At 57.3% G+C, this 25719-nt stretch carries 22 protein-coding genes; 3 read left to right on the plus strand and 19 right to left on the minus strand.

From position 1 onward, the window contains the following. Nucleotides 1-4: 4 nt before the first annotated feature. From ACFE72_RS00565 to ACFE72_RS00595, 7 genes are read right to left on the minus strand one after another with little or no spacing between them, the layout of a single operon-like run. The gene (locus ACFE72_RS00565) at nucleotides 5-4237 is read right to left on the minus strand and encodes an amino acid adenylation domain-containing protein (protein ID WP_375411095.1); all 4233 of its coding nucleotides are present in this window, start codon (nucleotides 4235-4237) and stop codon (nucleotides 5-7) included. Beyond that, on the minus strand, nucleotides 4231-5199 hold the full coding sequence (locus ACFE72_RS00570; protein ID WP_375411096.1) for an alpha/beta hydrolase fold domain-containing protein: 969 nt from the start codon (nucleotides 5197-5199) through the stop codon (nucleotides 4231-4233). Before ACFE72_RS00570 ends, ACFE72_RS00565 begins: the two co-directional genes overlap by 7 nt. After that, nucleotides 5196-5411: a hypothetical protein gene (locus ACFE72_RS00575; RefSeq protein WP_375411097.1), complete on the minus strand. Its 216-nt coding sequence runs from the start codon at nucleotides 5409-5411 to the stop codon at nucleotides 5196-5198. The genes ACFE72_RS00570 and ACFE72_RS00575 overlap by 4 nt, the downstream gene beginning before the upstream one ends. A gap of 49 nt (nucleotides 5412-5460) precedes the next feature. Next, the gene (locus tag ACFE72_RS00580) at nucleotides 5461-8391 is read right to left on the minus strand and encodes an amino acid adenylation domain-containing protein (protein WP_375411098.1); all 2931 of its coding nucleotides are present in this window, start codon (nucleotides 8389-8391) and stop codon (nucleotides 5461-5463) included. After that, nucleotides 8391-8855, minus strand: a complete 465-nt coding sequence (locus tag ACFE72_RS00585) for a GNAT family N-acetyltransferase (RefSeq protein WP_375411099.1) — start codon at nucleotides 8853-8855, stop codon at nucleotides 8391-8393. The genes ACFE72_RS00580 and ACFE72_RS00585 overlap by 1 nt, the downstream gene beginning before the upstream one ends. After that, nucleotides 8852-9397, minus strand: coding sequence for a hypothetical protein (locus ACFE72_RS00590; protein WP_375411100.1), 546 nt, complete (start codon nucleotides 9395-9397; stop codon nucleotides 8852-8854). The genes ACFE72_RS00585 and ACFE72_RS00590 overlap by 4 nt, the downstream gene beginning before the upstream one ends. A 12-nt stretch (nucleotides 9398-9409) precedes the next feature. Beyond that, nucleotides 9410-10654, minus strand: a complete 1245-nt coding sequence (locus ACFE72_RS00595) for an NAD(P)/FAD-dependent oxidoreductase (protein WP_375411101.1) — start codon at nucleotides 10652-10654, stop codon at nucleotides 9410-9412. Nucleotides 10655-11160: 506 nt separating this feature from the next. On the opposite strand from ACFE72_RS00595, the gene ACFE72_RS00600 reads away from it, so the two are divergent. After that, on the plus strand, nucleotides 11161-11844 hold the full coding sequence (locus tag ACFE72_RS00600; RefSeq protein WP_375411102.1) for a GntR family transcriptional regulator: 684 nt from the start codon (nucleotides 11161-11163) through the stop codon (nucleotides 11842-11844). Between the two features lie 282 nt (nucleotides 11845-12126). Here the strand turns inward: ACFE72_RS00600 and ACFE72_RS00605 are convergent, their stop codons facing one another. From ACFE72_RS00605 to ACFE72_RS00630, 6 genes are read right to left on the minus strand one after another with little or no spacing between them, the layout of a single operon-like run. Continuing rightward, nucleotides 12127-13239: an NAD(P)/FAD-dependent oxidoreductase gene (locus ACFE72_RS00605; RefSeq protein WP_375411103.1), complete on the minus strand. Its 1113-nt coding sequence runs from the start codon at nucleotides 13237-13239 to the stop codon at nucleotides 12127-12129. Next, nucleotides 13236-14405, minus strand: coding sequence for an ABC transporter substrate-binding protein (locus ACFE72_RS00610; protein ID WP_375411104.1), 1170 nt, complete (start codon nucleotides 14403-14405; stop codon nucleotides 13236-13238). Before ACFE72_RS00610 ends, ACFE72_RS00605 begins: the two co-directional genes overlap by 4 nt. Continuing rightward, entirely contained in the window at nucleotides 14296-14853 is a 558-nt protein-coding gene (locus ACFE72_RS00615; RefSeq protein WP_375411105.1) for a DUF3291 domain-containing protein, read from the minus strand. The genes ACFE72_RS00610 and ACFE72_RS00615 overlap by 110 nt, the downstream gene beginning before the upstream one ends. A 6-nt stretch (nucleotides 14854-14859) precedes the next feature. Further along, nucleotides 14860-16404 carry a class I tRNA ligase family protein gene (locus ACFE72_RS00620; RefSeq protein ID WP_375411106.1) on the minus strand — a complete coding sequence of 515 codons (1545 nt, stop codon included), beginning with the start codon at nucleotides 16402-16404 and terminating at the stop codon, nucleotides 14860-14862. Nucleotides 16405-16427: 23 nt separating this feature from the next. Further along, nucleotides 16428-16823 (minus strand): cupin domain-containing protein, encoded by a 396-nt coding sequence (locus ACFE72_RS00625; protein ID WP_375411107.1) that lies wholly within the window; start codon nucleotides 16821-16823, stop codon nucleotides 16428-16430. A 20-nt stretch (nucleotides 16824-16843) separates the two neighbouring features. Further along, nucleotides 16844-18184, minus strand: coding sequence for a SidA/IucD/PvdA family monooxygenase (locus ACFE72_RS00630; protein WP_375411108.1), 1341 nt, complete (start codon nucleotides 18182-18184; stop codon nucleotides 16844-16846). 139 nt (nucleotides 18185-18323) lie between these two features. Between ACFE72_RS00630 and ectB the strand changes: the two genes are divergently transcribed. Continuing rightward, entirely contained in the window at nucleotides 18324-19607 is a 1284-nt protein-coding gene (gene ectB, locus ACFE72_RS00635) for a diaminobutyrate--2-oxoglutarate transaminase (protein WP_375411109.1), read from the plus strand. 35 nt (nucleotides 19608-19642) lie between these two features. On the opposite strand, the gene ACFE72_RS00640 is transcribed toward ectB, so the two are convergent. The 6 genes from ACFE72_RS00640 to ACFE72_RS00665 all read right to left on the minus strand — a co-directional run bounded on the left by ACFE72_RS00640 (nucleotide 19643) and on the right by ACFE72_RS00665 (nucleotide 24197). Continuing rightward, nucleotides 19643-20614 carry a catechol 2,3-dioxygenase gene (locus tag ACFE72_RS00640; protein WP_375411110.1) on the minus strand — a complete coding sequence of 324 codons (972 nt, stop codon included), beginning with the start codon at nucleotides 20612-20614 and terminating at the stop codon, nucleotides 19643-19645. A gap of 18 nt (nucleotides 20615-20632) precedes the next feature. Then, the gene (locus ACFE72_RS00645) at nucleotides 20633-21481 is read right to left on the minus strand and encodes a hypothetical protein (protein WP_375411111.1); all 849 of its coding nucleotides are present in this window, start codon (nucleotides 21479-21481) and stop codon (nucleotides 20633-20635) included. A 7-nt stretch (nucleotides 21482-21488) separates the two neighbouring features. Next, complete coding sequence (locus ACFE72_RS00650; protein ID WP_375411112.1) at nucleotides 21489-22181, minus strand: 4-carboxy-4-hydroxy-2-oxoadipate aldolase/oxaloacetate decarboxylase; 693 nt, start codon at nucleotides 22179-22181, stop codon at nucleotides 21489-21491. After that, nucleotides 22178-22894, minus strand: coding sequence for a PIG-L deacetylase family protein (locus ACFE72_RS00655; RefSeq protein WP_375411113.1), 717 nt, complete (start codon nucleotides 22892-22894; stop codon nucleotides 22178-22180). Before ACFE72_RS00655 ends, ACFE72_RS00650 begins: the two co-directional genes overlap by 4 nt. Before the next feature lie 80 nt (nucleotides 22895-22974). Further along, complete coding sequence (locus tag ACFE72_RS00660; protein WP_375411114.1) at nucleotides 22975-23616, minus strand: MFS transporter; 642 nt, start codon at nucleotides 23614-23616, stop codon at nucleotides 22975-22977. 299 nt (nucleotides 23617-23915) lie between these two features. Then, nucleotides 23916-24197 (minus strand): hypothetical protein, encoded by a 282-nt coding sequence (locus ACFE72_RS00665; protein ID WP_375411115.1) that lies wholly within the window; start codon nucleotides 24195-24197, stop codon nucleotides 23916-23918. Nucleotides 24198-24387: 190 nt separating this feature from the next. Here ACFE72_RS00665 and ACFE72_RS00670 point away from each other — a divergent pair, with 190 nt between their 5' ends. Continuing rightward, a complete protein-coding gene (locus ACFE72_RS00670) occupies nucleotides 24388-25701 on the plus strand; it encodes an MFS family transporter (RefSeq protein ID WP_375411116.1) in 1314 nt (437 codons plus the stop codon). Nucleotides 25702-25719 lie beyond the last annotated feature (18 nt).

Consider the following 25719-nt stretch of genomic DNA (forward strand, 5'->3'; position numbering starts at 1 on the left):
GACGCTAATCCCAACGGCGCCCTGCCGACAACGACGACATGGCAGCGACGAGCTTTTGGCCGTCGCGCAGCATTGAATAGTGATCCGCAGCAATGGCGGCCGACCGGGCGCCGGGACACCAACTGCGCAGATCCAGGGATATTGCTTCCGGCGAATGCGCCCCGATCAGGCTCGACTGCGCATAAATGAGCAACGTCTCTGCCTTGCGCAACGGTCCCGACGGGCGATAGCTGCGGAGAATGCGGAACTGCGCGCGCGCGATCGAGACAAAACGCCGTACCTGGCTCTCCGCGATGAGCCCTGTCTCCACAAGCGCGTTCAAAGGCTCCAACGAACGTCTCGATGGTGCTGTTTCGATCATTCCCAGCAGCCATTCGGCTACTGCTTCGTCCGTGTCCCTCATCGTCGTAAAACTGATGTCCACGAGATCATTGCCCGGCAAATTGTCGAGCAGAAGAAGCGTTACGCGCCTACCCATTCGTTCAAGATGGCGTGCCGTCTCGAATGCGATTCGGCCCCCATAGGAATGCCCCATGAGCAGCGCCGGACCATCGCCCGCAAGCTTGACCGCGGCCTCAGCCGCCGCGCGAGCGATTTTACCGATGTCGGTTTCAGGATCTTCGCCCGAAGCCAGTCCCTTGGGCTCGAAGACCACCACACCTTCCGCTCTCGCCTCCGCCATTGCGTTCGCGACGGAGAGAAACGCTGCCGATGTCGCGCCAATACCCGGAAAGGCAAGCCAGCTGCGAATGCCATGGGAGAGCCGGGTCAGTCGACCACTTGACGGATCGGAGCTGGTGGTCAAAGACCTGTCGACGAGTTCACCGAGCTCTCCAAGTCTCGGCTTTTCGAAGACAGCCCGGACTGTCAGCGCCGTATCGAACTCCTGGTTCATTCGCGCGGCGAGCCGTACTGCAAGAAGTGAATTGCCGCCAAGTTCGAAAAATGATTCGTTAAGACCGATCTGATTGCTAATCCCAAGCAAGTCGCTCCAAATCGCATTCATGCGTTGCTGCGTTTGCGACTGCTTTTCCGTGGCGGCCTGGCGCTCGAACGAAAACAATTTTGCCAGCGCGGCCCGATCGATCTTTCCGTTCACCGTGACGGGGACCTCGGGCATCTCTCGAAGAAACGCAGGCCTGCACTGCTCGGGCAATTCGGTATGAAGCCTGCGCTCGACCTCTTTAAGATCGAGGACCGCTCCATCCTTTCGCTTTACCCAGCCGACGAGAAATTTCGTGGATGCCGCATCCCCATGAACGGTCACCGCACCAAGGGCGACGGCGGGATGCCGCTGGAGAGCATTTTCTATTTCCGCCGGCTCAATGCGATATCCGCGGATCTTGAGCTGATTATCGAGCCGCCCATAAAACTCGATAACCCCCCCCTCTCTCCAGCACACGAGATCGCCGGTTCGATATCGCAGCAGCCCAGGGCGATCGGGATCCGGAGGAAAGCGTTCCGCATTCAGTTCCGGGCGCAGATGGTAACCTAGACCGACCGGAGGGCCGGCACATACGAGTTCTCCGGGAATGTTGATCCCGGCAGGACGTCCGGCGATGTCCCAAACCTCGACAACAGAATTCACGATAGGTCGTCCGATGGGGACGGATCTCGTGACGTCGAAATCGCGTGGAATGTCATAGCAGGTTGTGAGCACACTCGCTTCGGTCGGGCCATAGCCGTTGACAACGCGGAGGTTCGGGTTGTCGCGGTACATCGTCGCGACCGCCTTGGGAGGAACGACGTCGCCGCCGGCAACCAGCCACCGAAGGTCGGGGAACGCGCCGTCCAGGCTGCCGGCAAACACCTCGAGAGCGCCCGCACTCATCCATGCAGTATTAACGCGATGCTCACGCATCGTTTTGGACAAAACTGCGGTATCGAAAACCCCCGCGTGGATGATAAGGCGGCCGCCATTCAGAAGCGCTCCCCAGATTTCAAACGCAGAAAGGTCAAAGCCGATCGACGTGGCATGCAGCATGACCGTATGCTGGCCGAGTTCAACAAATCCCGGATCGAGTACCAACCGGAGAATGCCTTCCTGCGGAACGAACACGCCTTTCGGTTTACCGGTCGATCCTGACGTATACATGAGATAACACGGATCGCGTGGACCGGTCGGTACGGATACGACCGTAGCAGGCACCGTCCCTGCGCCGACCTTGATGCATTCGACGGACGAAGGAAATTCGTTCGCATCGGCGTTCAATCCTGTCATGACGAAGCGAAGCCCGGCATCGTCGATGATCAAAGCTACCCGCGACATCGGATAGACCGGGTCGATCGGAAGGTAGACGGCTCCGCCTCTCAAAATCGCCAGCATGGCCACAATAACGTCGGGACCGCGTGGCATAAAGATTCCGACGGGCTCGTTTCTGCGAACGCCGGCATCAACCAACCGTTGCCCGAGCGCGATGGATCTTTCTCGCAGCTGGGCATAGGTGATATCCTCGCCGTCGCAATGGATCGCGATAGCGCCACCGCGGCGGGCCGCCACCGCATCGAAGGCACCGACGATCGATGGGTATCGCAACGCCTTGGCCGTATCATTCCATTCGGCAATACTTGCGGCCTCTCGTTTACTCATCACGCAGATGTCGTCCAACGCGATCTCCATCGAGCGGCCGAATCCCTCCAAAACCTGCTCGAATTGGTCGGCGATGATCTCGACGGTGGACCGGTTATAAAGATTGGTGTCGAATTCCCATTCAAGTCTGAGCGAAGCGTCGCCAAGCACGGAGTTCAGGGTAAGATCAAATTTGGCGGCGGGATTTCCGACCGACAGCTCGGTGAGTTTGGCATCACCTAGGGTTTTGCCTCCGCGCGAACCGGGTTGCATTATGAACATCACATCGAAAAGCGGATTCTGTCCAAAACTACGATCCGGTCGCAGCGCCTCCACTAGAAGGTCAAAAGGCAATTGTTGACGTTCGAACGCGCCCTGAACACATTTTGCTGTTGCAGCGATGAAGTCCTTCACTTTGAGCGAGCCGTCGGCGTGATTGCGCAGAACCAAGCTGTTTACAAAGAACCCGATCATGTTGAGCAGTTCGGGCCGCCCTCGATTCACCATCGGCGTTCCGATTATCACGTCACGCTGTCGCGTATATCGGGAAAGCAGCAGCGACAGCGCAGCGTACAGCACTACGAAAAGCGTGGTATCGTGGGATCTTGCAAGCGTCTGAAGCCAGGCGAACCGCCCTCCTGCAAATGAGCGCACGACGGCCTCGGCAGGACCGCGTTGCTCCTGGCGCCTGGGACGGTCGGTCGGCACATCGTTTCGAGACGGGATATCGCGCAAAACCGCAAGCCAGTAATCGAGTAGTTTCTGCTTTGTCGCCCCTTGCATTTCCCTGTTTATCGCCACCGCGTAGTCCGCGTACTGCGCGACTGGACGAAGATCGCAGTGAACGGACGAGTCATACAACCGGGCAAGATCCTGGATTAAGACATTAGCGGACATTCCGTCGAAGGCGATGTGATGCGTACATAGAACCAGAATATTCCTGGTTGCCGAAATCCTGATCAATCTTGCTCGAAAGAGGGGCCCGTGCCGAAGGTCGAAAGGCGCCGACACATCGTCGGCCACTATCTGTGGCCAGATGCGATCCTGTTCCTCGATCGGATGACCGGAAAGGTCGGATGTTTGCAGGATGAATGGCGAATGCGGCTGCACGACCTGATAGGGTGCGCCATTTTCCGCCGCATACACGGTGCGGAGCACCTCGTGACGAAAAACCAGTCCGTCGATGGCAAGGCGAACGCGTTCATCATCTACGGCACCGTCGATTCGATATACAATAGGAATATTGTAGCTGGAATTAGCGCCGTAAAGCTGGTCAAGAAACCAGAGCTGCCGCTGCTGAAACGATAATGGGATCGTTTCGTTATTCGCGGGGCGGTCATCGGCTCCGATATCGATCGCCTCGCCATCCGAATCTTCGTCCTGATCGGCGTCATAAGCATCGAACGCGGTCGCGAAATCCGAAAGCCTCGGATTCTTGAAGAAGACTTTTACCGGTACTCTGCGTCCGGTTTCTTCTTCCAACGAAAGCATCACGAGGACTGCCGCGACAGAGTCGCCTCCAATCTCAAAAAAGTTCTCCAAATCATCGATTGCACGATCGAGTTCAAGAACCTGCTGCCAAACCTGAGAGACTGCGGGCTTGCTATTCCCGCCATGGAACTTATGCGATGCCCCGTTCTCCATCACGGCTTCCTGCAGAACTAACATCGTAGGGCTCCGATCCCGTCCAAGAATCCAGAAAGAGTATTTGCCACGATCGTGAGCCCCTCGGCAGCGTCGGGAACACGGCCGGAAAACAGGAGGAAATCGTGCGGCATTCCAGGCAAGCTTGTAAAACCGATCGTCTTTCCAGCGAGCCGTCCCCGGTCAACGAAGGCTACCGCTTCGTCCGCCAGGACATCGCACCGGGCCGAGACGATATGTATGGGCCCCAACTTTTCAAAATCCTCGGCGGCGAACGATAGCGGATCGACCTCCGTGCCGAACCCCCGTTGGGCGATAGCGCGAAATCCGCGCATGTAGTCCTCCGCCAGGAAGCAGCTCTCCCTATGGATTACTCGGCTGCGAAACGTTCGCCCCTGGGATAAATCCAGAACCGGATAGATCAGAAACAGCGGCGCCCCCGCAAGATCCGGCACGCATCGGGCCGCTGCCAACACCATCAGGCCGCCAATCGAATCCCCTACCAGCGCGGGGAAACCGGCGTTCTGGTTTGCTGCCGATCCAACAACAACACGAAGCGCTTCGTTCACCGTCTGGACCGCGGCGACAGGGTCGACTTCAGGCACTTTTGGATAGTCCAATGCCGTTACAATGCAGTTGCAAAGGCGCGCAATACGCATCAGGGCCGGGGTAAATATTTCCACGTCGTGAAAGACCAGCCCTCCGCCATGCACATATACCGCGCGTCGGGGGCATCCACGTGGCAGATCGGTCGGAATAACATCCACGATACGAACAGGACCTACAGCGGACCGCTCGACCACCTCGACGCCGTCTTCACATTGCGGACTGAATTTCTCGATAAACCGCTTTACCCTCGTGCGCGCCTGCGCGGCATTGAGATAAGCCTCCTCAAATGAATGATCGGGTGACAGCCGCCGAATTGCCGAAATCCCCCGGAAAGCCGGCGCAAGATCCTGATCGGTGCTGGTGACGGGCTTGATCACGCCGAAGCCCGATCTTCCGCCAGCGAGATCAGCATCTGATGCAATTCTCCGAGGGTCGCAGGCGGCGATGAATACTCCTCGATTCGATCGAGATTGAGCGCCGCGTCCTCGGCAGCGGTCATGATGATATCGAGCGTGGTAATGGAGTCGATCCCAAGATCGGCCAGGCCGTCGGAGCCCTGCAGCCGCATGTTCTCCGGCAAGCGTGTCACCGAGTTTCTCACTATCTCGACGAGTCTATCAAAAGACAATGCTTCCATTTCATACCCTCTCACTTTCCGTCTCGGTATCGGAAGTGTCCATAGGCCCGTCAACCAGGCCATTGGCTTCGATCGATCGCGACAGCATCGCTAAAAGCCGACGCTCGTCGGTCTTCCCGCTTGCATTGATCATCGACGCCGTTCTCGATCCGATAACGGCCGGCATCATGTACGTCGGTAAAAATCGTGAAAGTTTCGCTCTCAGTTGGGCGAGAGAGAGATCAAGGTTTTTCAGCACCACGACGAGGCCGATTGCCGGCCGATTGTTGACCTGAACCGTTCCTACGGCCGCCTGGTCGACTCCCGGAATGGACAACGTCAAATGACGGATCTCTCCAAGATGGATGCGCCGCCCGTTTATTTTCACCATGTCGTCTCGTCGCTCGATGAATTCCACGCGCCCTTTCTCGTCGAACCGGCAGATATCTCCCGTTCTGTAATAGCGCGTTCCGTCAATGGTCGGACAAGCCCGCTCGGTTTCCGCTTCGGCGCCGAGATAGCCGATCATGACCTGCGATCCCCCAATCAGAAGTTCACCGGGATGGTTACCTTGAACCTGGTTCCCGGTCTGGCCGTCCACGATCAGCATGGATACGCCCGGCAGCGCGGCGCCGATCGGATATGGCGTCATCCTGGCAGGTTCAGGCGTTTCAATCGTGTAGGTATGGGTGACGATGGTCGTTTCAGTCGGTCCGTACGCGTTAATTATCCGTACACCCGGCATTTTCTCGACCCATAAGTCTATCAGCCTTGGGTCGCACACCTCCGCGCCGGTCATCACCATCGTCAGGTCCGGGTATGCCTCCGGGTGAATCTGCACACCTGTCTCGGTCAGCAATGCGAGAATACTGGAAACGGCGATTACGTGCGTGATGCGCTCGCGCTGCAGAACACGCCGCATGAGTGCGCCGATCGTCAGCCCTTTAAACTGAAATACAAAGGCTCCGAGGGAAAGCGGCAGAATGGTATCTTCGATAGAAACGTCAAAGTGAAATGGTGAAAAGGAGAGCACCCTCGACCGCGCCGAAAACTGCAGGACAGTATTATGATTATGAAAATAATCGAGAAGACTGCGGTGCGAGATCATTACTCCCTTCGGCTTTCCGGTCGATCCCGAGGTGAAAATGACGTAAGCTGGACGGTTCTCATCTGCATCCGGCTGGGGCAGCCTTCGATCGATGATCGGTGCGCGATCGAATGCATCATCGATCGCATCTTCAAAGCTCAAGCAAACAGCAACCGTTTCCTCGCCTTTTCCGAACAACCGATCGAGGGTTTTTTGGCTTCCGACGATGGCCGCGGGTTTCAACTGGTCCAGAATTGCCGCCAGACGCATTGAGGGCGCTTCAGAGTCTACTGGAACGTAAGTTGCGTTTACCTTCCAGATCGCCGCCGCTATCAAAGGCATCACGGCACGCTTTTCCGACAGGACGACGACATGGCCGCGGCCATCTACGCCCGAGCAAAGCAATCGATGAGCAAAGCGAATTGCTCCGTCCTCAAGTTCAGAAAACGTGAATGCGGTTTCGCCGTCACAAACAGCCGTCCTTCCGGGATAGGCGGCCGCGGCATGCGAAAAGATCTGTGAGAGAGGATAGCGCACTCCGTTGCGCCCGAGCGATCCGACGCTCCACCGCCATTCGGGCGGATCGAGGAAGTCCGCCGATCCAAATCGCGCCGCACGCGGAACCGCGAAAGAGGCCGGCTCCTGATAAAAGCGGCTCAGCAGCAGACGCAAGTACCGGTATTGGAGGTCAGGCACGTAATGGCCGCAACCGCGGATGGCCGCCGTCTTTACCTGGGATGCGGGGCGCGTTGCAGCAATGGTGTGCGGGTTCGCTACGATCGCATCACGATCTCCGACGACGACCAAAATCGGACATGAGACCGACTTAACCGCGCTGCGAAGGTCGAACCTTTCATCGGCCGCGGTCCGCGCCGCATAGTTGGCCAGGAACTCGCCGGTTGCCATTGGCCGGCCGAGGTCGGCAGACAGTGATGCACGGGCGCGCGAAAGAAAGGTGCTCGCCCGCGCTTCCGGCTCGTTGATGGCAGTCCAATCCACAGTTTCAAACAGTTGATTCAGCATCTTCGACATCAGACCGGCGGATGCGGGTTTCTCCCGGATTCGCCTGAACGCTTTTTCAAGATTGTCTTCGTATGGACAACTTCTTGCTTCGACGCCCTGCCCTCCCCGCATTGTCGTCGCGAGAAGGGTAACTGTTCTGATCCGCTCGGGGATGCGGCGCGCAATTTCGATAGCGATCCGTCCGCCGTTGCACCATCCCAGAAGGTCAAACGATGGGATATCGAGCAGATCAACTCCGGCAATGACATCTTCGGCATGGGTTTCCAACGGCACATCGGACCGCATTCCGCCCGAATAGAAATCACCGCATCGCGTTTCGATGAAAATAGGACGGAACGGCCCGTCTCGATCCGAGATCAACGATCGCCAGGTCGAGAGCGGTACGCCGAGCGCGCTGACAACCACGAGGGGCCGTCCTGGCCGGCGAGCGGCTATCGCCCGCTGGCCCGAGGGAAGCGAAACCATATCGTAGTCGGCGGATATGATCACTTCGAGTAAGCGTTCATCTCGAGGTTCAGGTACCAGCTCGAGCAGGCCTGCCGAAGATAGCGCTATATCGATGAGGCCCTCTGCAAGAGTCCACCCCACCGGATCTCCAGCTCCCACGGTCAACGCCAGACGTTCCTGAAGATAATCTCTCCCGTCAAGAATGATCGGCATCAGCCGGCTGGGGTCGTGTCCCGCGCTCCGGATATGCCCGGCAATATCTTTCTCGGCAGGCAAGGAGATCGAAAACGCGGAGAGATAACCTCGATCACGCTCGGTAATCTCGTGCGCCAGATCATCGAGGAGGCTGCACGTGGTAGCGGTGAACGAAGTCTTTGAGGGTCGAACTTCGGCCATCAGTTGGGCTCCCGAGCATCAACCGAATCCAGACGAAATCGGCGCTTGCTGGTGTCAACGGCGCCAAGCCGGCGATAAAATCCGATCCCCAACTCATTGGAAGGCGGTGTCTGCCATTCCAAACGCGAAATACATCGCTTCGACGCAAAACTGATCAAGGCATCGATAAAGGCCCGCCCGAGACCTCTTCCGCGCGCATCAGGCCGCAGATATAGACAGTCCATATAAATAAAACGCTTCGCAGGCCAGGTCGCGAATTCCACAACAGCCGTCATGTATCCATCAAGCAAGCCTGAGGAACCTTCTGCAACCCAGCCAAACAATTCTGGCTCATTTCCGAACAGAGCAGTCTTCAGGCGTTCTGCCTGATGATTCTCGGCATATTCGGCCGCTTCGTACGCCGCGTGCAAACGGCATAGTTCGACCAACTGCTCAATATCAGCCGGTTGCACGCGACGGATCATACGAATCCCTCCGTCCGGCACGATAGGTACGCCGCAGCGCCATTTAGTTTCTGACCGGACAGCATCATAGTGGCGACCCACGCATCGCGCTCGAATCCATATACCGCCATCTCCCAGATGCATGCGTGCAGCGACAGTCTGGCGAACTTGTGCGTCTCTGCGCCCGGATCTCCCTCGGTCACGATCTCATAAGTATCGCTTGCCAAATTGTGTCCGGCGTACCATCTGCCGATCAGCAGATATACTCCGTCGCGGCCCGCATGCAGAACGGCAAAACCGAGACCGTGAAAATTGGTATCCACTGAAGGCCGCAGCGCTTGACCCAAAAGTAATGGAAACTCGCAGGCGTCGGCTTGGCGCCGTGCGGCCCCCACCGGCGCTGAAATGCGATAGGGTTTTATCGTCCAGCCGTTCACGGCAACGACGGGATCCGCGATCAGGCGCCGCGGCTCATACCGGAATACGTCGCGATCGGGCTGACTTCGAGCGGCTCCGCCGAACACGTTGGGCACAGCCGGTTCAGGGTAAAGGATTTCCGACATGACATGCTGCCTTCAGGCCGATCTACGATTCTGCGCAAGGCCGATTGAGAGATATGCTTTCTGAAACTCCTCGGGCTGAATGATGCGGCCGGTAAGCGCAATAAACAAACGTTGAAGATACGTATTTCTCGTAATTCGTCTGTAGACCGAATCGGTAGTAGCCGCTGATTTCACGATGATCGAATCTGCGGCGATTCCAGACGCGTGCGCGGGAAAAAACTTGTTGAAGCGTGCGACGTATTCCAGTAATGCCGCGTCCAGACGATCGGGCTGGGTCGCTATCGTCGGGGCCACGGATTCAACCAGCATATCGGCCATCAGCATTGCAAACGCACAGCCGACGCCGCTCATCGGATCCAGCGATAAGGCCGCATCGCCGATGTACGCGACGCCGTTATGGACGGGCTTTCGCGCCAGATTTGGATAGTCGCTGTACCCATACAATCTCGATGCAAGCCGGGCGCTTGAGAGGTCGGGCAAATCCGGGAATTGGGCGAAGATCGATTTTAACGCGTTCGTCTTGGACTCTTCGTCGCCGACAATCCGCGAAGTTTTGGGAACATAGGCCGCCAGCAGCGCACGGTCCCGTCCTAACGGATAAAGGAAGGCCATCTCCTGCGCTCCCAACAGGAAAAGCGATCTGTTTTCCACGGGGGCCTTCACATTTTCAAAATAGCCGAACAGGCAAGTGCGTTGGTTTTCCTTCTTCATGATGAGTTCGTTCCCGAGGGCCGCCGCCACCGGAGATGTTCGCCCATCGGCGGCCACCAAGAAACGGCCGCCGATCTCACGAATGCCGCCTGTCGCATTTTCCAGGACGAGCATCCAGGAACCGTCCTGCAGCCGGTTCGGCGAACGCACCGTTTGCGCTAGTTCAACTGTAACGCCGGCTGCCCTCTCCAGGCGCCGCGTCAGCAGCGGGTCAAGAATGCGCCTTTCAATGTTGTAGGCAAGCAACGAACCATCGCTTCCCGCAATCGCATAGTCGCCGTCGGGCCAGATCCAGCCGCTTGATGTCCAGAACGCCGCCTTGGTTGGCACGCCGCCGGCTCGCTCGATATCGCGTTCAATGGCCAGCTTCCTGAGTACCGGCCGAGCGGCCGGCTGAACGAAATGCGTGCACAGCGCTTTATGATGCGAACCGTTTTGTTTCTTGTCCACGACGAGCGTCGAAAGTCCGCGCTGGGCAAATAAAAGACCAGCGGTTGCACCGGCAACGCCCGCTCCCACAATAACGACGTCGTACGTCCTTCGCATACGCCTATTCCGTTACGTCTCGCGCCAGACATGCATCATGTTTTATGCAGTCGATCATCGAGGCAGGTGTGCCATATCCTCGTCTAGCCTCGTGCGGGATAGTGCATTTGGCGGCTTCTTAACCGATGAAGCTAACGACAAGCATCGAAGAAAACGTACATCGCACTTTGTATATATACAATTTTATAAACGAGCTTATTTGCCGCCGCATGCAAAAAGGACAGGTCCTGATTTCGCGCTGTCAATGCAATGGCCAAATCTCGCTTCAAGCGCTCTCGGCAACAACATTTGTCGTGACACCAATGACTGCTCGCCATCGCGCCGACAGTGAAAACGCGGGCATCTTGTCGCAGGAAAACGATGGGTGCCGCAATTCTGCCAATCGCAGTTAAAGGACGGACAATTTGATATTTCGCTTTATTTTGGTGCTGGACAATCGTTGATACAAAAGAAACGTTAGTTGTGCTGCATTTGGATTGCGATCTCCTCGCGAAACGGAGCAACACATGCAAAAGACTACGCCACCCGACACAAAAAAGGTCGACGTCGCATACGAAAAGCTAAAAGCCATGATTACGACTGGGCAACTAAGCCCAGGCCGGCATCTTTACGTTCACGGGCTTGCAACACAAATGCGTATCGGCCTCACGCCTGTAAGGGAAGCACTGATGCGCCTGGAAGTCGAAGAACTGATCGGATCGACGCGCAACCGCGGATTCTACGTTCGGCGCATAGATCCGAATGAGAGTATCGAGCTGTACGATTTTACATCGCTCGTTCTCAAAACAAGCATTCAAGCTAACCTTCGCGCGTTTTCTTCTGTAACGACGAGACAACCGGTCCAGGACCAGGAGACCCGCATGCCCGTTGATCAGCGGCAGGCTGCGCGATCCCAAGGGCAGGCTCTTGAGATGCTTTATCGTAGCATAGCGTGTCTAGGCAACAATCGACAATACGTCGAAGCCATCCAGCATTTCAACGACCGGACGCGTCTTATTCGAGTCGTGAGCGTCGAACTAGCTGGGCCATCGCGCATAGCAGACGACACGGCACGACTAATTGCTGCACTGGAAAGCGGGCATGTCGGAAAAGCAATCGTTTCCGTTCAGAAGCATTTCGCGAAATTTCAACGCCTGGTGCCGGATGCGGTCAAGGAGATCTTGATGGTCAGCAATCTTTCAAGATTTTAGTGGCACATCGCGACCCATAGCAGGGCCTTTTCCGGGTCGCTATGGCGATCTCAAAATCAATAAGCGCCTGTTATCGGATTCCGGTTCGATTCACTCGCTGGTCCTGTAATCGAACCGGATTCACCTCGTACGCGAACGGCCGTTTAGATGCGCGAAGGCTCGCATACGGACCTTGATCATCAGGTTTGAAAGCCCTTCAAGATCCCGCGAGCATGCCAAGAGGCGATCCCAGGAAGCCGGCAATTCTCGGTAGGATCCGTCGACCGAATGTCGATACGTCCGTCAAGCTTCCGTGCGCAACCATCTGTTAAAGCCATCGTGGTTATCGTTCTCAACGCACTGGGCCAGACGTAGACCAGCGACGGCACCAAATTTGTATCCGTGACCGGAGCAGGCTGAAATAACGGTTACCTTTCCAAAGCGCCCGGCGTAAAAGTGGCCGTCTTTGGTAAAAACGTAAGAGCAGGTCCTGGTTCCGATAATTCTATACTCGGCAGCACCGTGCAGCGCCGGCGAAATCATCGACATCAGTCGCTCTCCTTCCTCCCAAGAGGTCGAGAAGCAGTCGTCAGGACCGGCACTTGGCGCACGATACGATCCGATCCCAACCTTCAGCTTGGTTCCACGCACAGGCGGGAGAATGTATCCCTCGAGCCATCCGCCGGTTTCAGCTATCACGGGAGCCGAAGCCCACGCCGCGTTCAGACGGCGCGGGGGCTCAAGATAGAGAACCACGTTCCGATAGTTCAAAAGGATCGAAGAGAGGTGCGGCAGCAGACGCGAGGTCCAGGCTCCGGCCGCGACCACGACCCGATCATACGCGTACGTCCCCAAACCTAAGATATCCAGTTCCCCTTTGTCCGTTGCAATGCCCCGCACCCGAGTGTTCGTTACGACCCGTGCACCGTTGCGAACCAGCCAACTCACCATATCTCGTGCGATCTCTCGGCACATGAGTACGCCGCCGCCGAACATGAGGGCATATCGAAACAGGCCCTTCGATAAGAACGGATAAAGACCGGAGGCGACCTCGGGCTCGAGCGTGCGGTATTTTTGACCCATGCGGTCAAGCCCTAGGCGGAGAATGTCGCCGCCATCCCCTGTCCGCTGAGAAAGTATAAGGATTCCGGTCGGAACAAAATGTTCGGCTCCAATATCTTTCCAAAGTTCTGCCCAAGCGGCATCCGCTTCCGGCATCATGCGCGCATAGCCATCGCGTTCCCCATATGCATGCCGAAGTATCCTGTGCTGGTCTCCCGACGCCGACAGTTCATTGGGAATGGAAGATGCCTGTTCAAATAGCGTAACGCTGTGCCCAAGTTTGGTAAAAGCCCAAGCTGTACACAGACCGGCAATTCCCCCGCCTACGATTGCCACGGTCAACGTCCTGCTCATGCCACCTGCCCCTGTGGCGCCACGATAAGACTACTGACCGGAATCATGTTCCACCGATGTCCAACCAATCGACATGAAGCCGACAAGCTCAACATTCCGAAGGGTGACGGCCATGTTTGACGCATGATCCTCTCTTGCACACGCCGGACATCTGCCGGGCCGACCTCGGACCAAGCCTGGCTCAGTGCTCTTACGGCGATGTAGGCCGTTTCGAAATACGGTCCGGGCGGTCTGCCGTAAAGTTTGCTGGCTCGACCGCGCACGTGGCTCGCGGGGCGATCTATAAGTATCTCTCCGTTGCGCTCCATGAAAGCCACGCGGGATCGCGCCAACGGGATGCCACTGGCGAGAAGGGACGGAGTGAAACTATCGTCCGATAAAAGCAAATCCGCCTCGCTCTCCTTGACAAAGTTGAGCATGACGATTCTTTGCGCGAACTCCCTCGATCCTAGAATTATCACTCTGCCGGGCCTGGTCATACCCTGTCGCATGGCGGCGCCGTGCCGATAGCCATAAATTACCTGGAGCTGTGTCAGCCTCGGCGCCAGGCGTTCCACAAGCGTTCTCGCAAGTATCGCTCCATAGTTGTTGCGTTCAGCGAACACGACGGTAGGGACATCCAACGCTCCTGCGACGGACGCCAGACAATCCGCTTGCTCCAGGTCGGTGCCGAAGAATTGCAAAGTGGTTGAAGCGTGGGGTCCGCACAAGTCCGGGGAGGAGGAGCCGGGCGCCAAGTATAGTATCCCATGCTGCGCGTAAACCACGCTTGCCGTCCGGGCTACAACCGACCCAAAGTGGCCAATCACGTATTGAACTCCCTCCCCTGCGAGCGTTTCAGCAAGGATTCGCGCGGTCGTAGGATCGCGCCGGTCGTCTCCGAATCTAGCCCGGACCCTTCGGCCTTCATCTTCGAGCCCAAGCCGTACGGCCGCCATCAGATCGACGGCATTTTCTCCCTCACTTTCACATATTGCCAGGCACGGGTCGTCTGTGGTGCCCCGCAGGTGCGGACATTCGGTAACCCAGGAATACTTCGAGACCGCGTCCATGCCGTTATTGATTCTTGATCGAGCTGAACCGCAAAGCTTCCATCCCCACAGCGGTTCCGTCCGGCGCAAAAATCCTTCGTAGAGTAAACGAATACGGCGTAGCGCCGTGGTCATGCAGGTGCTCCAGGCGCGTGCAAGCCTCCCCCCATGTCGGCTGGTGATGGTCCGCAATCCACCACGCGCAATAGATGGGCCAGTTCTGTTGTTTAAACCACTGCGATCGATCCTGCAGGGCCGATCGATGTAGCTGACCGCGGTAAGCGAAATGCCATACGCTGGCCAGATCGGCCCAGATCGACAGGGTTTGGGCCTGGGTCGAATGCCCCTGGGCTATCCCGCCGAGATAGAATCGCGGCACCGCGAACGGCCCCCAGATGCCCCAGTCGCGTTGGTGATTGGTTTTCCATTCATCGCCATCGACGGCCTTAGCGCGCGCGATGAATCCCGGCGCATGTTCGGCTTCGCGAAATACGTCCGGAGTTCGATCATCGAACTCCTGAACCAGAGCGTCGCCGTATGGTGCCCTTAAAATGGAAAACGTCATGAATCCGAGTTGCGCCATCTGCCCTCACGCAGCGTCTGCGGCAATCAAGCTACGTCGTTCGAAAATTGAACGAGGAAGCGGCCGGATGATCACGGTCGGATTTAGGTCGAACAATTCGAGTTTCCGCCCGGAAACGAGCTGGTAGAGCTCCCTGCTGGCAAATGGGATGATCGGATAGGCCGCTTGCGAGAAGCATTTGACGAGAAAGAGAGCATCCGCAGGCGGCAATCGCCGTTTAGATAGCCTTTCCCGCAGAAACGAAAGCAGGTGAAGAATATCTTCTGCCGCCTGCCTCAAGTGAAAATGTTCCAGCGTGTAACTCAAACCGATCTTAGACAGGATGGCGGCGCCGATCGAGACCGTATCGGGAGTCGCAGAACCGGCGGTTACCTGCGCATCGCCAATTTCTTTCGCTATTCCGTCGACAATCGCGTGCCACGGCTCGATCAACTCCGTTCGCAGCACCGACACCATATCGTTTTCGGAGAAATTCGCTTTCTCGAAGCCGGGGTTGTTGAACGCGGCATAAAAACGGACAGCGTCCGTGGAGTGGCGGAGGGCAAGATCTTTCGCCCAAATGACGTAATTGTTGCTCGTCGAGAACTTCTTGTTTTCAAGATTATAGAATTCGTTGTTGATCGTCGCGTGCGGCAACCACTCCTGCTGACCGCTCGCTATCAGCAGCGCCGCGTGGACGATCCCGTAGAAATACGAATTGTCAAATCCAAAGAAGTTGACGATCCGGCCGCGAACTCCGCCGTTGCTGGCTCTGCGATAGCACCAGACAAGATGAGCCATCACTTCCGCCCAAGCGTTAATGACCTGGCCGGGAAGTTCCGGATGATTAAGCGGAATTCCCCATGATCCGGGCACGCTTATTGGAAAGTCCGGTAGCGGCCGGGAGAGCGCCGATCTCACCAGCTCGATATATCGCGGACGAAACGATGCATTAGCTGCGTAGAAATCCATCAGCGCTGGACGAAACATCTCCATTTCAAAGACGAGAACTTCAACTCTTCGAAGCTCGAGCGCGTCGGATCCAGTGATGGTGTCCCGAGGAGACACAAGGGTGGTTGCGTCATTGATATAGGCACAAGCTTCGCAAATGCCCCATTTGCAAGCTGCCAGGCAAAGCGGGCAATATCCCGATACTCCCGCCTCGTCCAGATATTCACCCCGTTCCAGGGAGTAGAAGACAGGTATTTCCTTTTTTCTGATCTTCCCATCGCGGCACAGATCCAAAAAGGTCTTGCGAACGAACGATTCGCTGGCCTCGTCCGGGTAATAAAAATCATCGACGTCCGAGCCATAAGCTTCCAGCGTGTCGCGAATGTCCTGAGTCCAGTGGCGGGCGAGTTCGCGTGGGTCCCGTTTCTGGCGCTCGGCGGTCACTCGCACGTAAGACTGGTTTATATCACTGTAGCTTGTTACGTCGCAGCGATGCCCCGCCAGCCGATAATGCTTGCAAAACGCATCTGCAGCCAGAAAGGGGCCGCTCAAATGTCCCACATGCAAACCGCCGTTCGCAGTTGGCGGCGGAAGTGTTATGATATACGCCTCTTGTGACATGCCTCAGCCCTTCCTGTTGGTATTTAGGCGCTCCGCAGATCCCAGTAGATGTTCACGAATACAAATGGCTCTGTCGCCGAACGGTTTTGCAGCTCGTGCCGCGCGAACCGCGGAATGTAGGCGACGTCTCCCGGTTGCAAGGTCGTCGTCTGACCGTCCAACTTCAAGGTGGCGCAGCCGCCGATCACGATGAATGTCTCTTCCTCGTCGTGACTATGAGAATCCACCGTCTTTCCCGGCTCGACAATGGCCCAGATTGCCCCGAACTCGGTCATGGGACGTTTTGTTTCGACCACCCCGGGCCACGGGTAAAGTCTTCTAAGTTTGCAATTGTATTCGTCGGTGAAACTGGCCATATCACCCCGCCGTACGAGGTTTTGCTCATCCAGATTCAGATTGACCGCTTCTCGCGTGACCATCGATTTTCCTTTGCTCAAATTCAGGCGGCGACCAGCGCGTCCCGTGTGGCTACCTTGACCGCATTCTTTGCGCTTGCCGCGATCATTTCCGAGCGAAGCGCAAGCAGGCTGAATGAGCCGGCGTCGCCGAACCCGTGGGAGGATTCGCATAGTCCATTTACAAAGATCGCCGGCAGTTCGCGGTCGGAGTTTGCGGCTTGCAGCCTGTAGTCGCGCGTGATGAACAGCGATCCATCGGCTCGCTTTTTTGCATGCGGGGCAATGTCGTCGAGCAACGGATGCCACGGTTCCTGATCGACTTCGGCGCCGAAATTCTTGAAGCCCGTCGCAAGAACGACGGCGTCGACGGTCAACCGCTGCAAAGCGTTCCCATCTCGCTCTTCCATCAGCAGCTCGACGTTTGCGGAATGGGAGGATACGTCTAAGACGCTTCGATTGAGGTGAAGTTGAATTCGCTCTCGTCCATCAATTCGCTGTTCGTATATCCTGTTGTAAAGCTGATGAATGACGTCGGCATCCGCCGCGCCATAATTGCTTCGCCACAGATCGGTCGTGAGGTGCTTCTGGCGTTCCGGGCTGGCATTGTAGAATGTTTCGATGAAGTCTGGGAAATATATCTCCTCGGTGAATGGACTTGTGTCCTTGAGCTTGTATCCGAAATTGCGCTGGATATTATGAATGATGAGATCCGGCATTCGGCTATGAAGATCGAGAACGATTTCGATCGCGCTTTGACTGGCACCCACCACCGCCACTGACCTGAGGTTTCCTTCGGCCTTCCAGCGCGAGAGCGCCGTAGTATACCGCGTGAAATGTTCGACGCGATCTCCCAGATATTGCCTGAAGACGTTAGGAACCAGCGCCGATCGTCCCGGTGCCAACGAGACGGCTTTCGCAAGGATGGTATTGCCGCAAGACGTCTTCAGCACCACTCGCGGTATATGGTTCTCTTCAGCGTCGACTATTTCCTCAAGCCGCGCAGATACGAGGTTGCGACCGTAGGCCGTCCAACGATCGAAATGCCTGGCGGTCCAGCGGATATACTGCGCGTAATCCTTGCGTAGCGCATAGGAATTGTCGAGATTGAGATATTCGAACAGCCGGCCGTTTTCCTTCAGGAAGTTAAGAAACGTGTAGTAGCTGCGCGGATTTCTCGGCGTAACGAAATCTCTCAAGGGATTATGCTGCACATCCGTGCCATCTAAAATCATCTCCGCTTGCCAGTCAGGCGCAGTTTGACGTTCTAGAAACAGTGCCGAGCCAGACCAGCCCATCTCCTCGAGCGCGACTGCGAGGCCGATGTTGGCCGGACCGAAGCCAATTCCAACCAGGTCATACTCATCCGCCAGAACTTGCGCCATCGACCGCTCCACAATGAACATGCTGGCGCGATTCATAAATCAAAAGAGCAAATGTCCGATTTTATAAAAGTAGATATATTTTGGGCTATTTTCCATTCGTTGCTACAGAGTGATCCGCACTATTGGCGGGCGGATCACCATGATTGAACCCTTCGAATCCCTTGAATCGAATGTGAGAGTATACTGCCGCAGCTTTCCAACTGTCTTTAGAAAGGCCCGCGGATCCGAGCTCTGGGATGTAAGCGGAAAGAGATTTATTGATCTTTTCGCCGGCGCCGGAACGATGAATTATGGCCACAACCCGGAAGCAATCAAATGCGACCTGCTGGCCTACATCAACAAGGATGGGATAACCCATTCGCTTGATATGTACAGCGAAGCGAAAGCTGAATTCATCCAGGCATTCCAGACCCACATCCTTTCGCCGCGAGGTCTCGGCTATCGTTTCATGTTTCCGGGCCCGACGGGCACCAATGCCGTTGAAGCGGCGCTGAAGTTGGCAAGGAAAGTTACAGGGCGGAGTACCGTTGCAGCATTTACCGACGGCTTCCATGGCATGTCGCTTGGAGCGCTGGCCGCGACCGGATCGGCATTCAAACGCGGCGGTGCCGGCATTGCCCTGACCGGTGTTCAACGCTTTCCCTACGAAGCTTATCACGGACCGTCTATCGACACGATCGACCTGATTTCTCGTTTGCTCGACGATCCAAGCAGTGGGTACGATGCTCCGGCCGCATTTCTGGTCGAGACAATCCAGGGCGAAGGCGGCATTCATACGGCGTCGCCGAACTGGCTACGCCGCCTTGCCGGCCTGGCAAAGCGACACGATAGCCTTTTGATCGTTGATGACATTCAAGCCGGTTGCGGGCGAGCCGGAACGTTCTTTTCCTTTGAGGAGAGCGGCGTCAAGCCTGACATCGTTTGCCTTTCCAAGGCCCTAAGCGGATATGGCCTTCCCTTCTCTCTCGTACTCCTGAAGCCTGACATCGACGTTTGGCGACCGGGCGAGCACAACGGCACCTTTCGCGGCAACAACCTTGCATTCGTGACTGGCCGGAGCGCGATACTGAATCATTGGCGAGACGATTCGCTCGGTACGGCAATGTTGGCTAGCTCAAAGCTGCTCGATGCGTGGCTCAAGGATACTGCCTTGAGGCTATCGTTGGGCCCAGCGGCAGTGCGGGGAAAAAATTTATTGAAGGGTCTGGTGTTGCCGAGCGGCGACATCGCCGACAAGGTAGTTTTCGAGGCGTTTTGTCGTGGCGTCATTATTGAAACGAGCGGTGGGGAGGGAGAGGTCCTAAAATTCTTGCCGCCCCTAATAATTTCACCGTCGTTATTGGGCGAAGCCTTAAATCGCTTGGATGATGCGCTATCCGCGGGATTGGAAACAAAACGTTTCGCCGTGCGCGCCACAGCTTGATTTATCGACATCGAAAGCATGAAATATCGGGCGCCTTACTTCAATGGGGCGACGGCCTTCACCGGCGGCGTGCCGTGGGTATGAAACGACTCGATTGTTTTCAGCCCCCACGCCTGCCCCTTCCTGCGCTCCTCTTCGGTCCAGACGATCGGCTTCCAGTCCGGCGCCAGGATAAGCCGCGCCCCGGCGTTGGCGACTTCGACGCGATTGCCGCCGGGTTCATACACATAGAGGAAGAAGGTCTGCTGGATCGCGTGCTTGTGCGGACCGGTTTCAATATAGACGCCGTTTTCCAGGAAGATGTCGGCGGCGCGCAGGATGTCTTCGCGGCTATCGAGGGCGTAGGTGACGTGATGAAAACGGCCCGGCGTCTTGAAGTGATCGCGTGAATAGGCGAAGTCGTAGCTCTTGTTCGACATCGTCATCCACATCGCGGCTTCGGTGCCGTCGTCAAGCACGATTTGCTCGGTGAGGCGGCAGCCGAGATAGGTCTCGAAGAAGATGCGGTTGGCCTTGATGTCCACCGCCAGGCAGTTGAGATGATCGAGGCGGCGAACATTGATGCCGCGCGCGGGAAAGCGCTGCGCCTGATTTTTCAGGGCGGGCTTGAGCTCGGGCGGCGCCTCGTACCATTCGGTCTCGTAGTACAGCTCGATGATGTGGCCGTCCGGATCGCGGCAGCGGAACGCGGGACCGTGGCCGATGTCGCCGTCGGTCCAGCCGATCTCAAACTCCGACCCCTTCAGCGCCGCGACGCGGCGTTCCAGCGCCTGCGGGCTGCGCGCCCGCAGCGCCATGTGCTTCATGCCCGACGTGTTCGACGCGGTCAGTTTGAGCGAATAGCGCTCGTAGTCATCCCAGCCGCGTAAGTAGACCGATTCGCCTGCGCGGCCGCTGACCGTCATGCCCATGACGTCGACGAAGAATTTCAGGCTTTCATCCGGCTTCGGCGTCAGCATTTCCATATGGCCGAGATGGGCGAGATCGAAGATCGGCTCCGGTTTCATCGACGTTCTCCTTCCGCGTCAGCAGAATGTCCGCGTCAGATCGTCGAACAACTCGTCCACCGCGAATTCGCGGGGAATGAGCCCCTGCTGCGCCGTATAACGAACAATCATTGCCAGCGAACGCCGCATTTCCGCGGCACTGAATTGCGGAGCCGCGGTCTGCGCGGCAACCGCGCTCTGCCGCAACAGACTGAAAACCTCCCGCACCACGTCGGGATGCGCGGCGGACAAGGTTTCGCTCACCACCACCATATGGTTGATCGGCATTACGCCATGTTTCGCAAACCACGATTTCTCGTCCGCGGCGGCATCGGCGAACAATGGCTGCAGGCCTGGTCGTTCCGATTTCTCGCCGAGCACCGCATCGAGTTCGCCGTCAAGCAGCATCTGGATGATCTGCTTGTGCTGTGGCGCACGCGCGGTGGCGTCATGAAATTCGGCGACATGCGCATCCTCGAACGTGACCCAATCGATCGAATTCAGGTCGACGCCATAATCGTCGGCGAGAATGCCGCGCAGCCACGCTCCGGTCGTGGTCGTGAAGGACCGGATGCCGACGCGCTTGTTGTTAAGTTCGGCGGGGGTCAGCGCTGGAGATTTCGCATGGGTGAGCGCATAAGCGTGCTGAAACCGCGCCATCACCGCGATCGGCAACAGCACCATCGGCTTGCCGAAACTCCTTGCCATCAGATAGGTGACGATGGCCATCTCCGACACATCGAAGGCCTGTTCGCGGACCATCGGCTTGAAGCCCTTGTGAGTCGGCGAAACCTCCGCAAAATCGAACGTCACCCGATTCGACTTGATTGATCCATCCTTCAGCGCAGCGGTGCACGGATGGTCGCCTAGCAATGTGCGGAGCCGCATCGCCACCTCAATCGGAGTCCGGCTTATCGACATAGACGAGGCCGGCCTTCGCCAGCGCCGCGCGCATATTGTACATGTCAAGCCCGAGCACCCCGGCCGCAAGCTGCCCGCGCTTGCCTTCTTCGTCAGCCCGGCGCTTTTCGCCTTTCGCGGCGACCTCGGCGGCGTCTTTTCTTCCGACCACCACTACGCCATCGTCATCGGCGATCACGGCATCGCCGGGCACGACGTTGACCCCGGCGCACACCACCGGGACGTTGACAGCGCCGAGCGCCGCCTTGACCGTTCCCTTGGCTGAAATCGCTTTCGACCATACCGGAAAACCCATCTCGCGCAGCGACTTCACATCGCGGCAGCCGGCGTCGATGACAAGGCCCATGACCCCGCGCGCCTTCAGCGAGGTTGCGAGCAAGTCGCCGAACATGCCGTCGGTATTGTCGGACGTGCATCCGACCACCAGGATATCGCCCGGCCGGCACTGTTCGACCGCGACATGAATCATCCAGTTGTCGCCGGGCTGCGCCAGCACGGTGACTGCGGTCCCCGCGGCTTCGCCGCCGGCCCACGCTGGCCGCAAATACGGTCTCATCAATCCGCTACGCCCATAGGCTTCGTGCACCGTTGATGCACCGAGCGCGCCGAGCCGCTTGACGACATCGGCATCGGCCCGGGGGATATTGCGGACAACGACGGTCTTCATGCCAGTTCCTCCACGACAAGCGGAAACAGCCGCTGATACGCCTCGCCGTAGGTCATGGCCCTGCCGGAATTGCGCCCGCCCTGCATGCCGCGCTGAAGCGCCACCCGCTCGTAATAAGCCCACAGGTGCTTTTGCGCAGCAAGAATTTCGAAGGTCTTGCGCTTCAAATCCCAGACGTCGTCGATGTTGAGGATGACTTGCGGCTTGAAATTGCACATCTCCGGCTGGTGCGGCTCGAACAGAAACACGGGCGGCGCGCTGTAATTGTAATCCGCCTGGGGCTTATGGCCCATCGCTTGCGCAACGATACGCGCCTCCTGAGCATAGGCGGCAGCCGCCGGATGATCGACATTGTACGGATCTTCGAGCGAATGGGTGAGAACAAAGCCCGGATTGAGGTCGCGGTAAATATCGATCAGCCGATCCATGTGCGAATCAGCGAGCCGCAGCGGATAGTCGCCCGCATCGAAGAACTCGATTTCGGCCCCGAGCGCCGCGGCGGCACGCTCCGCCTCGTCCCGGCGGCCGGCCTTAACCTTCTCCAGGGTCATGCCCGACTGCTTCCAGGCAAACTGGGATTCCCCGCGTTCGCCAAAGGCCAGGCATACGATCTTGACCCGATAACCTTTTTTGGCGTGCAGCGCGATTGCGCCGCCGGCGCGCCAGACGAAGTCCCCAGGGTGTGCCGAAACCACCAAAGCTGTCCTTGACATGGCCGTCCTCTCCTAAAGATGTTACCTCACATTCGCCGGGGCGTGCAGGTGCCATAAATCCGCTCGCCAGTGCAGCACGATCACCAGCAAGAGCAATAAAATAAACCGGCCGCATCGGCGCGGTGCCGTTTCGATGGCGCGATGACACCAAGCGTGAGCAATGTGCTGGCGAGGTAGAGACCGACGATCGCGGCATAGGCCGGCCCCATTCCGAGCGCCGCAAACAGTCCTGCGCCGCTAAGCGCACCCACGATGCGGGCAGTATCCATCGTGGTCCGGGAGATGCTGATCGCGCCGATCAACTGATCCTGCGGCATGATGGTGGCGACGAGCGCGCCGTGGACGCCGAGGTCCGACGGCCGAACCAGGCCCATCGCCGCCACGACGAATACGTAAACCGGGCTCAAACCGCCGGTAAAGGCGAGGATCATCAGTGTTGCGGCAAGCGCCACGTAAATCGCGCGCATGGCGGCGAGCAGATTGCGGTGACCGATGCGGTCTCCCGCCACACCAAACATCGGCGCAACCAGCGTACCAACATAGGTCAGCGCCGCGAACAACGTAAGCAGCAGCACCGAGCCGGTCTCGACCAGCACGTACCAGCCCAAAATGAGGGTCTCCATCTCGAAGGCCCACGAGGTAAGAAGATCAGCGGGCCATTGAAAACGGTAATTTCGTATCCGAAAGGGCGCCAGCGCCGATGGGCGCGCGAATTCGCTCAAGTCTCACTGCCGCAATTCATCGCGTTCCGCCCCGTCTTGTTTCTTGTCGTTCAGAAACGGATTTCCCGAGCGATGGAATTCGTTTTCCTAAAGTGGATACAGCGTAGATATTGCTTGTGTCAACCGAGCCTCGGACTGAGTTGCTGCCGCGGTACGTACTTGTTGTTTAACGCGCCCGCAGCCGAACGTCCCAACTGCACATCGCGGAACGGCCGCAAAGTGCGGCTGTTCCAACCGAGATCGAAAGTCGAAATTGCTAGCGCAGCATCATTAACGCGAGCTGGTGCTCCACGTCTGGATCAATGCGCCCCGTTTTCGGATCGGTAATGGTTGAAAGATAAAGCCGCTGACGGCGTTCCCAGCAAGCCCGCGCCAAGCGTATAAATATGCCAAGCCGGTTGAACCTGAGCTTCGTTCGCGGCTTGCGAACGATAGGTGTGATGTTCACAGTCGATCCTCTCGTTGTCAGAGTGTTCGACCTTGAACGCTTCCTGCCATGTGGTGCGCTGCAACATATAATTGCTTGCGCGATTATTCCTAGAGTTGCCAACGGGATGCTGCCATCCAAAAACGTAAGCCATCGCCGACGGCGCCGTTGTCCAGTTCCATTACAGGGCGCCTCGACGAGGCGTCCCGGAGTCCCAGCGGCAGAAAACCTGATCTCAGATATTTCACCTCCGATGCTTCGGTTTCGGGCCATTGCCGCCGTCGAATATTTTGCGCTAACCTTTTCTGGTACAGCAGAAGTAGTTTTCAGGGAGGGATTGCCGCATGACAACCATTGCCGCACCGGCCATTGATCATGCCGATCGCAACCGCAGGATTTGGGCCATTTTCGGAAGTTCGTCCGGCAATCTCGTCGAGTGGTACGATTTTTATGCTTACGCCTTTACCGCGCTTTATTTCGCGCCGTCGTTTTTTCCGAACGGAAACCAGACCACACAGCTCCTGCAGACCGCGGCCGTGTTCGCAATCGGCTTCCTGATGCGGCCGATCGGCGGTTACATCTTCGGCTTTATTGCCGACAAGTACGGCCGCAAGAACTCGATGATGATTTCCGTGCTGATGATGTGCGCGGGTTCGCTCGCCATCGCCGTGCTGCCGACTTACGCGACCATAGGGACGGCTGCGCCGGTGCTGCTGCTGCTGGCGCGAATGCTGCAAGGCCTGTCGGTCGGCGGCGAGTACGGCACCAGCGCGACCTATATGAGCGAGGTCGCGTTGCCGGGCAAGCGGGGCTTCTACGCATCGTTCCAATACGTGACGCTGATCGGCGGCCAGCTGCTTGCATCGCTGGTGGTCCTTATTGTCCAGCAATCGCTTTCCGACGGCGAATTGCGCGCCTGGGGCTGGCGTATTCCGTTTTTTCTCGGCGCTGCTTTCGCGATCGTGGCGCTGTTCTTGAGAGCGTCGCTCACCGAAACCTCTTCAGCAGAAAGCCGCTCCCGCAAGGAAGCAGGTTCTCTCCGCGAGATTTTCAAGCATCACACCAGGGCATTCCTGATCGTTCTCGGTTATACCGCCGGCGGGTCGCTGATTTTCTATACCTTCACGACTTACATGCAGAAGTATCTGGTCAATACGGCGCATATGAATGATCGCACTGCAAACGTGGTGATGACAGCCGTGCTGTTTACCTACATGATCCTACAGCCGTTGTTCGGGATGTTCTCCGACCGCTTCGGTCGCAAAACGTCAATGCTGTTATTCGGGGGCCTTGCGACCTTGTGCACGGTGCCGCTGATGTATGCAATCGCAGACGTCAAGAGTCCGGTTGCAGCTTACGGCTTGATCGTCACGGCGCTCGCTATCGTTTCGTTTTACACTTCCATCAGCGGACTGGTGAAGGCGGAAATGTTTCCACCGGAAGTGCGGGCGATGAGCGTCGGTCTCGCCTATGCGATTGCGAACGCAATCTTCGGCGGCTCGGCCGAGTATGTTGCGCTCTGGTTCAAGAACGGCGGCGCGGAGACGAACTTTTACTGGTACGTCACTGTCATGTGCGCCATCGCCTTCGTCGCTTCGATCCTGATGCCGGATCCGAAGGTCAAAGGTTATCTGCAGGGCGAAGGGACCGAACTTTAATCGGCCAAATGGAGCAAC

The sequence above is a fragment of the uncultured Bradyrhizobium sp. genome (assembly GCF_964252615.1).
Classification (GTDB): domain Bacteria; phylum Pseudomonadota; class Alphaproteobacteria; order Rhizobiales; family Xanthobacteraceae; genus Bradyrhizobium.